Origin of the sequence: Coleofasciculus sp. G1-WW12-02, assembly GCF_040219735.1 — a bacterium.
Lineage (GTDB): Bacteria > Cyanobacteriota > Cyanobacteriia > Cyanobacteriales > Coleofasciculaceae > Coleofasciculus.
Map to the genome: position 1 here is coordinate 1 of NZ_JAVJRX010000201.1, position 12,050 is coordinate 12,050.

The following is a 12,050-nucleotide window of genomic DNA, read 5'->3' on the forward strand; positions in this document are numbered from 1 at the left end:
TTTGAACCCAATTGAACATTGGTGGCAAAAAGTGAAGACTGCCATCAGAAAAGAGTTACCTCTTCATGAATTTAATATTCATAAAGCAGCAGACGCAGCGTTTCAGTATTTGTAAATAGACGAGCGCGAAGCGCTATAAATAAAATGAGAAAAGACTCAATGATCACCGCACTCCACTGATGTGGCACAACCCGATAAAAAGTTCTGCAACAAGTTCAATAATTACGTCGCGCTGTCACTGATGTTCGCATTCCTCGTCCCTACAAACAGTCCGCGTAACAATTTTAGAACTGGTTGATTTCCCCCATCGAAGCTGAATTACAAACCCAATAAATTAATAATCGTTGGGTTTCCTTGCGTTTTCCCAACCTACTCGTTACTAGCTATACATCCCCACCCAAAAAGGGGAAATCATCTTAATCTTTCCCCTTTTTGCGGTACTTTTTCTGGAGTTACGGAACCTGAGAAATAGTTGCCTGTTGATAATAGTGATTCAAAATTTGTTGATAGTTAACACCCTGTTGCGCTAAATTATGCGCTCCCCATTGACTTAAACCTAATCCATGACCGTACCCGCGACCACTGACTTGAAAACTGCCACCCGTATTACTCACTGTAAACAGGGTACTTTTCAGTCCCAGCGCCTTACGCATATCATTGCCACTAACCCGCTTACTACCGCCCGTTCCTTTTACTAGCATGGTCACAATCCGCCCATGGGGAGTCGTGCGTTCTGGTGTCATAGATGTGACACGCCCAACCCCACCAATCCGGCGTCCCAATTCGCCACCAGAAAAGGTTTGAGTCCACTCAAAGACAGGCGCTCCCACATCATAATCGGGAACCCCTCGTAGGTACGCTAGAGGTTGACTCCAAATATCTTCTACATTTTCTGTATGTCCACCCGAAGAGGAATGGAAAACAGCTAGAATTACATTACCCCCGTAAGTCATGATCTGTCTGGCTGTGGCATTGACGGCGGCGTGAGTGCTTTCGGCTTCACTTTCGAGTCCTTTGTAAACTTGCCACTTGACCGTATCACCGACATCGTAGATGCTATTTCCTGATTCAGCTCGTTTATAGAGGGCGTAGGTACGAGCTGCAACAGCTTGAGCTTTTAGGGCTTCTTGGGGCCAACTCGGACTCATTTCTGAGCCGATAACGCTGTAGAGATATTGCTCGAAGTCAACGTGATTAACCACCGTTAATCGCCCACCTGTCGCCACTAATTGAGTCCGTCCCCGATACCAGCGATCGCCTATCCAAACCATACCATCCTCAGTTGGTTCAATCCACAGCGATCCTGAACTCCAGCTACCCAAACTAACTCGACTTCCTCCAGATTGAGCATTAAAGCCATTCATGGGCGCAAGTTCTCCCACAGACTGACCGGCGCTATCGCGAACAATCGCTTTGGTTGAACTTCCTACCTTAACGCGACTGACTCCCTCTTCAATCGCCACCCGCAATTCCGTTACGGCTTGGGCGGGACCGACTAAGATCATCCACAATAAAAAAGAGAGCCACCAATGACGGCTAACAGAGCAACTCATTATCCTAAGCATCTTTACCATAATGAAGGGAAAACGTCTAGATGTCATCTGTAAAACTTCCTCACACGAAGACTATTCTCGGTTTCATAATTAACAGAGATTGAATTGCCAACATTGGCAGTAGCTAAATTATTGCGCTCCCGATACTCGAATCCTGCAATCCGCCCAATAAATTTTTCTCTGGCTACCATTACATCCCGTAAAAAGATTGACAGGCATATTTTTAACATGTTTCTTGCTCATCGGCTAGTGCGAGGCGATCCCAACGGTATAATCTCCTGTCGAGGAAATCTCGCCCGTCCCATTTCCTATTGCCTAGAGTCCTATTCCCGGTTCTGTGTTCCCTGTTCCCTATTTTCAAAATGATTGACAAACCTAGCGAGTTAATTCCCACTCAAGAGCAACCTCTGGTTGAACCCAAGATTCTCCAGCAACTCTCACAAGAGGTAATGCTTTCCCCGTCTTATTTAGTGTTAATGGGCATGTCTGGCATTTTGTCAGCCATTGCCTTGCTGACTAATTCGATTCCAATTCTGATTGGTTCGATGATTATTGCACCAGCGTTTCTACCGCTATCATTGATCGCGTTTGCCTTAGTTGCAGGTCAACCCAGGCTGGCGTTACGCGGTTTCACTGTTGCTCTAGTGGGACTATTTGTGGCGACAATTTTAGCTATGGGAACCGTATGGCTATTCAATACCAGCACGATTTTACCCTCTCATGACAATCTTCTGGATAAACCCCTATTGGAAGAACGGGTAGAACCCGGTTGGTACAGTGTTGTGGTGGCTTTGGCTGCAGGTGTGTCTGGGACAATTGCTTTAGTGAAGCAGAAAGTCGATACATTGGTGGGAACGGTTGCTGCTTTAGCATTAGTTCCCGCTGCAGCGGCGGCTGCGATCGCCTTTATGTCCCACGATCCTCTCCGAGGTGTTGGTGGCTTAGAGTTGCTGGCGATTAATGTTGGGTTAATTATCTTAGCGGGCATAATTACGGTGCTGCTGATCGGATCTGAACCGTCAAGTTAAAGTCAGGAATTAAGATGATTCAGACAGTTGGGGATACAATTAGCTGGGCATTTGGGCTAGAAGCCCAAACGCTCAATGTGTGGCAGATGGGATTACGGGCAGCGGTTATCTATGGGACTGCACTGATTATGGTGCGGGTGATAGGTGATCGACGTTTTATCGGCAAATATGCGGCGATGGATGTGCTGCTGGGTGTTGTTCTGGGGTCTACCTTGAGTCGTGCCATTAATGGCGCAGCACCCTATTTTGAAACACTAGGCGCGGCGTTAGTATTAGTGGGAATGCATGGGCTAGTGTCAGCACTGGCGTTTCATGTTGAGCGGTTTGATGTTTGGGTGAAGGGTAAGCCCCGAACTTTAATTCGCGAGGGTCACGTCATTTACCAAGCGATGCGAAAAAGTCATATCAGCTACAGAGATTTAGAGTCGTCTTTGCGTCTCAAGGGAAAAATCACTGAAGCCACTCAGGTGGAAATGGCTCGTCTAGAAAGCAATGGTGAAATCAGTATTATACCCAAACCTAAACCACCCAGGGCGATCGAAGTGTCTGTGGCAGCGGGTGTGCAAACTGTGCGAATTGAACTGGATTGATCACACTCAATCCCCGATCGCACGCAGCAAAACTGTAACATAAATAGGGGAGCCTCTCTCAAAAGACCAAGGTTCAAGGGTCAAGCCTGTGCAAATTACGTTTTTAGGAACCAGTTCCGGAGTACCAACGCGATCGCGCAATGTGTCTAGTGTGGCACTGCGTCTCCCTCAACGGGCAGAGTTTTGGCTGTTTGACTGTGGTGAAGGCACTCAGCATCAGCTTTTACGCAGTGAAATCAAAACGAGTCAGCTTCGCCGCATTTTTATCACCCATTTGCACGGTGACCATATCTTTGGCTTAATGGGACTACTGGCTAGCTGTGGTTTAGCGGGTAATGTTGATCGGGTTGATCTTTATGGTCCTCCTGGTCTTAATGATTACTTAAAAGCTTGCGGCAAATACTCTCATACCCGTTTTTCATTCCCAACTCAGGTACACACCGTTAGCCCCGGTATTATTTACGAGGATGAGGAATATACGGTAATCTGTGGGACGCTCAAGCATCGTGTGACTGCGTTTGGATATCGCATTGTTGAAAAAGATCGTCCCGGACGGTTTGATGTGGAAAAAGCGAAGGCATTGAAGATTCCACCTGGACCTATCTATGGCAAACTTAAGCAGGGAGAAACCGTCACCCTAACTGATGGACGTAAAATTCAGGGCAAAGACTTGTGTGGGGAACCTGAAGTTGGGCGTAAATTTGTTTACTGTACGGATACAGTCTATTGTGATGGAGCGGTAGAACTTGCCCAGGATGCTGATGTGTTGATTCATGAAGCGACGTTCGCTCATCACGATTCTCAATTGGCATTTGAACGGTTGCATTCCACCTCAACGATGGCGGCACAAGTGGCGTTAAGCGCTGGAGTTAAGCGGTTAATTATGACCCATTTTAGCCCTCGTTATGCACCCGGAAATAACATTGAGTTAGAGGATTTGCTGGCGGAAGCACAAGCCATTTTCCCAAAGACAAAGTTGGCGTATGATTTCTTAACTTATGAAATACCCCGACGTCGTGCGCCGGAGTTGGTGGTATAGAGGGAGATTTGCTAATCAGGAGGAAGTAATTGATATGGCTTTTCGTTTGTTAAAAAAGCTTCAGGGTGAGTATGAACAATGGATAGAGGAAACGCGGACTAAGATTGATGTAGGGATTGCAGAACTTGATCGAGGGGAAGGACTAGATGGGGACGCTGTTGTCGCGGGGATTTTAGAGAGATTTAAACAAGCACATGAAGAATGAGGCAAAGGGCAAGCTTTATGAGCGATTAAAACTGATAGTTCAGCACAGTAAGTACGGAGTATTCAGGCGTTGGGTTACGCGCCATGTTCAACGCATTGAAGCGAAGGATCAAGTCGGGGCGGGTTTACTCACATCTGGGTAAGGTCAGAAACGATAGTAGTGAAACCCGCCCCTACACACTCAAAACGCCCCCAGATGTGAAGATTTACCACATCATCACGGCTGTTTCTCCCGCGCGATCGCTATAGTAGAGGCGGACACGCAACACATATCGACGCCCCCGGAATAACTTGACCTGAATCTCAGCATTATAGTCCTCGCCACTATCGTCATCCCCAGTAAGATAACGGAGTTCGCCATTAACCTCTTCAAACAGAACCATCACCGTGTCTGATGTGCCAAAGGTGCGGATTGTATAGGATCGCGTCGCTTCGGGTTGGATACGGAAATTCATCTGTTCCCCAGGTGCGATGGTTAAGGGAACCGATTGGAAGGGTTTAAGTTCGGTATAATCCTTCTCTCCTAACGGTGGGTAAAACGTCTTGATCCAAGTTTGATCCCTCTCAGATAACCCAGGTGCTGGAGTTAAACCATTTCTATACTTGGGTGGTGCTTTAATTAAACCCGCGCCAAAGGGATAGTGCATGATTGAGTCGGGGTCCCAGTTTGACCCTTGCACTGTATCCGGGTTAATTTTACGAATGATATTGTAATAGGTGGTGTCCCGATCCCAATTATTAGGAGGTGCTGCGAGTTCGGCGTAAACGGCTTGTTCATCCCAAACAATACCAGCATTAGGGTTTTGGTGTTCGTGAGGGAATCCTAGGGTATGACCAATCTCATGGATAGCGGTGTCAATTTCGCCTGGATAGCGGGTTAAATCCCAACCAAAGTTCATTGTCCGTTCATCCCGCCCGATAGCTAGAATATCCCTGCCAATATAAGACCAAGCACCATCTCCGCGCAGGAAGCCAATCCGGATTTCTGCCTCGTCTGGTGACTTGACTTCCTTAAATTCCAGTCCAATACCCACCTGCTTCCAGACATCAAATGCTTTACGGACAACATTTTTTTCAGTCTCAGTAGTTGCCCACTCCCTTGGCTGATCGAAGAAGTAGTAATGTAAGATTGTGCCGTTCACCCATTTCTGATCCAGAAATAGTATAAGATTGGCACGATTACGATTGACAATCCCTGACAAGTCACGCGGGGCAACTTCAGGGAGTGAGCAATAGGAATAGTTACCTGCTTCGTCAGCAGATATGGATAGCGTTGATTGCTCTTGTTCATTGAACGGGTTTGTATTCGATTGAACCATAAGAATTCTCCTATGTTATAGGGTAGTGAGTGTCAAACAACCAACAAAGATCGAGTGTCTTGGGTGTCCATGCGCGGACCAAAATTAGTGACTAACTTTGCCGCCGCTTTGGAACCTAATTGACCAGCTTGAGCATAACTCATACCATGAGTCAATCCGTAAAGAACCGCGCCAGCATACATATCTCCTGCGCCAACGGTGTCAACTGCTTTAACAGGTACTGGCTCAATCTCGATTATCTCTTGTCCATCAAAGATTACCGATCCTTTCGCTCCACGGGTAATCGCAAACCCCTTAGTTAACCCTTTGAAGTAATCAACAGCAACCGTAAGATCCTCAGTGTCCGCCATTTTTAGGGCTTCACTTTCATTAGCAAAGAGGAAATCCACGCCTGAACCGATGATTTCGAGCAATCCATCTTTAAAGAACTTCACCATATTGAGGTCAGACAGGGATAGGGCGGTTTTTTGACCCGCCGCTTTGGCAATATCTCTGGCTTGAATAGCCGCCGCTTTACTGGCAGCACCGGTCACCAAATACCCTTCAATATAGGTATATTTGGACTGTGCGATCGCGTCGGGGACTAATTCTGCTTCTGAGAAGCTTGCGGAAATTCCCAGGAACGTATTCATGGTGCGATCGGCATCCGGCGTGACAAACACCAAGCATTTACCAGTAATTCCAGCTTCAGGAGGATGGTATTGCAGGTTTGTGTCAACCTTAAAGCGGAGCAAATCCCCCAGGTAAACCTGTCCGTCTTCATCATTGGCGACTTTACAAGAATAGAAGGCTTTACCCCCAAACTGGCTAACGGCAATCATTGTATTTGCCGCCGATCCCCCACCGCCGCGCTTCATGGACTTACCCTCTAAGCGTTTCAGGATCTTGTACTGATGATCTTCTTCAATTAAAGTCATCACCCCTTTATCAATGTCCAGTTCCTGGAGTAACTCTGGGGAAACTTCTAATTCAATGTCCAATAGGGCATTACCGAGACCATATACATCGTATTGTTGAGTCATCTTGATTCGTGGCTAAATCCTTCGTCCCTAATGGGTATGGGTTTCCCAGGAAAGCCAAGCTCCTAATTATAGTCCTAATCTTCCTTCAAAAGGAGGATTCTTTCGTATAACTCTCCAGTATATAACCCTAATAGGGTCATCCTTTAGTGGCGATCGCGCTGATATCTGATATCTGACACCCCTTGGCTCAATCCCCAAATTGGACAAGGGCAATACAACTCTATTATTTATGTTTATGGCTGATTAGCCTTGCCTACCCTATATCAAATCACCATACCCACAAACCTTGCCCAATCTGAGTTACAAGGTTAATCACAACAAAATCAATTATGGCGGATCTTCCCAACCAACCGTGGACAATTTCATCAGCAGAGCTATTTAAAAAACTGGATGTTTCTGCCGATGACGGACTCTCTGACGCCGAGGTGCAGCAGCGACGTGAACAATATGGCGCTAACCGTCTCAAAGAAGCTCAGCGTCGCGGACCATTACAAATCCTGATCGAACAGTTCAAAAGTCTGGTGATTGGGATTCTCGCCATTGCGGCAATTTTATCCTTTGCCTTTTCTCAGTGGATTGAGGGAATTGCTATTGTTTTTGCCATCTTAATTAACGCCGCCATTGGCTTTTTCATGGAATATCAAGCCGTGCGTTCCATGGAAGCCTTGCAAAGTCTGAGTAGCAGCAAAGCCAAGGTGCGCCGCCAAGGACAGATGCAAGAAATTGACGCGGAAAACTTGGTGCCCGGAGACATGGTACTCCTAGAAAGTGGAGATATGATTCCGGCTGATCTGCGCCTGACAGACTCCTCCCAAATGCAAGTAAATGAGTCCTCCCTCACGGGTGAATCCGTTCCTGTCAGCAAAACCACAGAACCCATAGAAGGGGATGTGGAACTTGCAGATCGCACTAATATGCTGTTCAAAGGCACCGCCCTGAGTCGTGGTTCCGGGGAAGGGCTAGTTGTAGCAACAGGAATGCAGACAGAATTAGGTCACATTTCTGAGTTAGCCCAAGAAGCCAGCACGGAGGAACGTACCCCCCTAGAAAAACGGCTGAACCAACTGGGACGTCGTTTGATTTGGGTCACTCTAGTTATTGTCGTCCTGATTGCCATTTCCGGCATTATCGTGGGCAAAGATATTCGCCTGATGGTGGAAACCGCCGTCGCCCTAGCTGTAGCCGCGATTCCCGAAGGATTGCCGATTGTCGCCACCATTGCTTTGGCGCGAGGAATGTGGCGTATGGCAAAGCGTAACGCCTTGATTAATAAACTAGCGGCGGTGGAAACCCTAGGGGCGACTAGTGTTATTTGTACCGATAAAACCGGAACCTTAACCGAAAACCGGATGACGGTGAGTCATATTGTCCTCGACTCCGGTGATGTTGAAATTAGTGGTGAGGGATTAGAACCCGAAGGGAAGTTCACCCAAGACAATAAAACCCTCAAACCCTTAGAGCATGACATTCTCCGCTTCGCCTTAGAAGTTGGCGTCTTATGTAATAATGCGGCATTGCAACCGGAAGACTCCAATGAAAGCCGAGTTGTCGGTGATCCAATGGAAGTTGCTCTGTTAATTGCTGGGGCAAAAGCTGATCTCCAGCGTGAAGAATTATTAGAAAAGATGCCCGAAGTGCGGGAAGAAGCGTTTGATCCCGACACCAAAATGATGGCGACGCTGCACAAAAGCAATGGTAATTATCGCTTTGCCGTTAAAGGCGCACCGGAAGCCGTCTTAGAGAACTGTACCCGTATCTTAACCCCAGAGGGTGAAAAAGAACTCCGCGATCGCGACTTTTGGAAGCAACGCAACAATGACCTCGCCGCGCAAGGGTTACGGATTCTGGCATTGGCACAAAAAACGGTGGATAGTGAAGATGCTCAACCCTACGAAGACCTAACCTTTTTAGGCGTCGTTGGCTTACTTGATCCCCCCCGCCAAGATGTACGGGCGGCAATTGAGGAATGTCAAAACGCGGGAATTCGGGTAATTATGGTGACAGGGGATCAACCCGTAACCGCCCGAAATATTGGTTTCGCTGTGGGCTTAACCGATAATGAACAAGCGGATGTGGTGCAGGGGAAAGACTTAAAAAGCTCCAAAGAATCCTCTCCCGAGGAACGTGAACGCTTAGTCAAAACCCCGATTTTTGCCCGGGTATCTCCAGAACAAAAATTGAACCTGATTACCTTGCACCAAGACGCCGGGGCAATTGTGGCAATGACGGGGGATGGGGTCAATGACGCCCCCGCCCTACAAAAAGCGGATATTGGTGTCGCCATGGGACAACGAGGCACCCAGGTGGCAAAAGAGGCGGCGGATATGGTGCTTCAGGATGACGCCTTTTCCTCCATTGTCGCGGCGGTGGAACAGGGGAGAGCGATTTTTAATAATATTCGTAAGTTCACGGTTTATCTGCTGTCGGGGAATGTCGGTCAAATTATTGCAGTCACCGCTACCTCGTTAGTGAATGTTCCCTTACCGATCTTGCCCCTGCAAATCTTATATCTGAATATCATTAATGATGTCTTTCCCGCCCTCGCCCTTGGTGTGGGTGAAGGATCTCCCACTCTCATGGAACAACCCCCTCGTGACCCCAAGGAGTCGATTATAACTAGACGTCACTGGTTCGCGATCGTGGGATATGGGCTAATCATCGCCGCGCCTGTTCTGGGTTCCTTTTACCTCGCATTCAACTGGTTAGGACTGGAAAAAAATCAAGCTGTTACTATTTCCTTTATGACTATTGCCTTTTCCCGGTTGTGGCATGTCTTCAATATGCGCGATCCCGGAGCAGGTGTACTGGTTAACGAAGTCACCCGAAATAAATACGTCTGGGGTGCACTCATCCTTTGTACCGGATTCCTCGCCGCTGCTATTTATCTACCTATCCTCTCCGATATCCTGCAAACTCATGCCCCTAGTCTTCAAGGTTGGTTACTCATCCTGGGAATGAGTTTAGTTCCCTTAGTCATTGGGCAAATTGCCAAAATAATCGCCAAGTAGGGGTTTGGTTACCAAACCCCCGTGAAATGACAAATGACAAGGTTTTTACAATTGCCCTGTTCCCCTGTTCCCCTTTCCCTGACGATGAAATATGCCTCTTGAGGTAGATGTCAGCCCTAACGCTGCTATCTTAGGGTAAAGTGTTAAACCAGAAACTGAAAAATACTCAAAATAAGGTGAAATTCACAAAAATTGTTTTTCAGATTTATCGGCACATTCACACACATAAAACTGGGAAACTAGGACATTAAATTGTCCCCAACCGTAACCTGAAACACAAGGAGAATAGGATGCCCAACCATACAGAATTCTTAGAAAAAGTCCAAAAGCAGGGTCACTTAGAAGACATCTACGACGCCCGCGATGTTACTGAGGTAGTGTTCCGCACCATGCGCGACTTAATGAACACAGACGCTTCGGATCGGGTGGAATCAGAACTGCGCCGAAACGATGACTCTGTGCCGACTCCAGCCGAAGAACAGCAACAAGAAATTGCCGATCTTTGGAAAGATACCAATCCAGTTGTCAGCTTTCTGAGTCGAATTCGTCCACCTCTCAATTTTGATGCTGATACCTTCTTGTTTCGCATTCGTCAAGAAGCCAGCTTGCCAAAAGGAGTCAGCCCAGAAACCGTGGTCAAAGCTATCTTTTCCGCTACAAAAGACGAGTTGTCTCAGGAACGAATTAAAGAAATTGCTGAGTTTTTACCGCCTAAAATTCAGCAAATGTGGCAGCAAGCGTAGTTAGTCATTTGTCATTTTTCATAAAAGATCCTCCGTCGCAGGAAAGTCCGTGTCTTTAGACCGGAGAGGAATGCGCGGTAGCGACTTTAGTCGCCTACCCCCTTTAAGTGTGGTGAGGGTCATTGATGTATCTCTGAATGGCTTCGGTGCTGACAAAAACAACCCCCATTATAGTCGGCTTCTAGCTTGGCTTCAAGGGCTAGGACGTAGGCGACTTCGCGATCAAGTGTGATTGGATTTGGCATAATCGAAGAACCTCGTAAATGGGGTGAGAAGGCGCTTCAGTTTGGTAGACGGGCGCCTTCTCTATGCCTTAAAGATAACACGATAATAGTATCGCGGCAACAGTTAATTACGATATTGACATCGTAGTACCATGTGATGGTAGTATAAAGACATGAAAGTGATCAGCAAGCTGCCAACGTTAATGAAACAGAAAAGCTTAAATCAAAAAACTTTAGCGGCTCAAACGGGATTAAGCCCCACGACCGTAGGTAAGTTGTGTCGAAACCACTTTGATCGGATCGACAACCACACAGTCAAGACGCTCTGCAAATATTTTGGGCTCAGGAGTATTAGTGAACTAATAGAGATTGAGTGGGAGAAAGACGATGTTGAGGGAGTACAAGTGTAAGAGAGCGTAGTTCGGCAATGCCTAAGAAAAAGAAACCTAGAGGGGTACAGCAAATGCTGCTGCATCCCGACAAAGAGACAAAAGCGGTTCTGGAGTATCTCTGCGAACAGTCAGGAAAACTCTATAACATGGGCGTGTACTTTGCTCGTCAAACGTTTTTCAAGACAAATAAACTCCTGACTGGAAAGTTTGATTTGATTTACGAACCCAGTATAGGAAAGAGTCAGATTGCCCAGTCCCTACCTTCAACACCCGCACAGCAAACCCTATTAAGTGTCGCTGAAGCGTTCAGGTCTTACAAAGGGTTGCGTCAAGCTTGGTTTAAAGGGCAATTACCAAATAAGCCTAAGCCACCCAGTTATCTAAAAGGGTCAAGGCTGTTCAAGGTAGCTTATCCCAATTCAGGAGGACAGAAGCCTAAGCTAGTTGATGGTCAACTTCAGTTTTCACGCTTGTTTAACCGTTAGGCGTTGGTTCGGAATTGATAGCTTCAGGCTACCTGCTCCAAGCAACCTTGATATTGCTAAGGTCAAGGAATGGACTATTTTGCCTAAAAATGGTGTTTTTTACCTGGAGGCTTCCTACGAAATTCCCAAACAGGAGACATTCGTGGGGATTGACGACCAAGCATTAGCAATTGATTTAGGTACAGCCGACAATCTAGCTGCTTGTGTTGATACTCGGGGCAACTCTTTTCTAATTGATGCCCGTGCCATGAAAGCATTTAATCAATACTGGAATAAGCAGGTTTCGACCAGGAAAGAAGGAAATAAGTACGATTGTTCTAGGATGGAATGAGGGGTTCAAAGATAATGCCAATATGGGTAGACTGAACAACCAAAAATTTGTTCAAATGCCATTGGGTAAACTAAAAGACCGATTGCAGCAATTGTGTGAAGTTTATGGCATT

The 12,050-nt window shown here is 46.7% G+C and carries 11 protein-coding genes and 1 pseudogene; 8 read left to right on the plus strand and 4 right to left on the minus strand.

What is annotated here, in order from left to right:
* Positions 1-452: 452 nt before the first annotated feature.
* The gene (locus RID09_RS31480) at positions 453-1,565 is read right to left on the minus strand and encodes a SpoIID/LytB domain-containing protein (RefSeq protein WP_446339875.1); all 1,113 of its coding nucleotides are present in this window, start codon (positions 1,563-1,565) and stop codon (positions 453-455) included.
* Between the two features lie 350 nt (positions 1,566-1,915).
* Here RID09_RS31480 and RID09_RS31485 point away from each other — a divergent pair, with 350 nt between their 5' ends.
* From RID09_RS31485 to RID09_RS31500, 4 genes are all read left to right on the plus strand, one after another.
* A complete protein-coding gene (locus tag RID09_RS31485) occupies positions 1,916-2,581 on the plus strand; it encodes a DUF389 domain-containing protein (RefSeq protein ID WP_446339856.1) in 666 nt (221 codons plus the stop codon).
* Positions 2,582-2,595: 14 nt separating this feature from the next.
* The gene (locus RID09_RS31490; RefSeq protein WP_446339858.1) at positions 2,596-3,171 is read left to right on the plus strand and encodes a DUF421 domain-containing protein; all 576 of its coding nucleotides are present in this window, start codon (positions 2,596-2,598) and stop codon (positions 3,169-3,171) included.
* Between the two features lie 88 nt (positions 3,172-3,259).
* Positions 3,260-4,210 (plus strand): ribonuclease Z, encoded by a 951-nt coding sequence (locus tag RID09_RS31495; protein ID WP_446339860.1) that lies wholly within the window; start codon positions 3,260-3,262, stop codon positions 4,208-4,210.
* A 34-nt stretch (positions 4,211-4,244) separates the two neighbouring features.
* Complete coding sequence (locus RID09_RS31500) at positions 4,245-4,415, plus strand: hypothetical protein (RefSeq protein WP_446339862.1); 171 nt, start codon at positions 4,245-4,247, stop codon at positions 4,413-4,415.
* A gap of 205 nt (positions 4,416-4,620) precedes the next feature.
* Here RID09_RS31500 and RID09_RS31505 read toward each other — a convergent pair whose 3' ends face one another.
* Together RID09_RS31505 and RID09_RS31510 are read right to left on the minus strand one after the other, a co-directional pair.
* Positions 4,621-5,733, minus strand: a complete 1,113-nt coding sequence (locus tag RID09_RS31505) for a matrixin family metalloprotease (protein ID WP_446339864.1) — start codon at positions 5,731-5,733, stop codon at positions 4,621-4,623.
* A 32-nt stretch (positions 5,734-5,765) separates the two neighbouring features.
* Positions 5,766-6,755: an adenosine kinase gene (locus tag RID09_RS31510; protein WP_446339866.1), complete on the minus strand. Its 990-nt coding sequence runs from the start codon at positions 6,753-6,755 to the stop codon at positions 5,766-5,768.
* Between the two features lie 329 nt (positions 6,756-7,084).
* Here RID09_RS31510 and RID09_RS31515 point away from each other — a divergent pair, with 329 nt between their 5' ends.
* On the plus strand, positions 7,085-9,763 hold the full coding sequence (locus RID09_RS31515; protein WP_446339867.1) for a cation-translocating P-type ATPase: 2,679 nt from the start codon (positions 7,085-7,087) through the stop codon (positions 9,761-9,763).
* Positions 9,764-10,053: 290 nt separating this feature from the next.
* A complete protein-coding gene (locus tag RID09_RS31520) occupies positions 10,054-10,506 on the plus strand; it encodes a DUF2267 domain-containing protein (protein ID WP_446339869.1) in 453 nt (150 codons plus the stop codon).
* Between the two features lie 119 nt (positions 10,507-10,625).
* Here the strand turns inward: RID09_RS31520 and RID09_RS31525 are convergent, their stop codons facing one another.
* Positions 10,626-10,751, minus strand: a complete 126-nt coding sequence (locus RID09_RS31525; RefSeq protein WP_446339871.1) for a hypothetical protein — start codon at positions 10,749-10,751, stop codon at positions 10,626-10,628.
* 152 nt (positions 10,752-10,903) lie between these two features.
* Here RID09_RS31525 and RID09_RS31530 point away from each other — a divergent pair, with 152 nt between their 5' ends.
* Positions 10,904-11,140 (plus strand): helix-turn-helix domain-containing protein, encoded by a 237-nt coding sequence (locus RID09_RS31530; protein ID WP_446339873.1) that lies wholly within the window; start codon positions 10,904-10,906, stop codon positions 11,138-11,140.
* A gap of 17 nt (positions 11,141-11,157) precedes the next feature.
* Positions 11,158-12,050 (plus strand): annotated as a pseudogene (locus RID09_RS31535) (RNA-guided endonuclease InsQ/TnpB family protein); the annotation flags it as partial.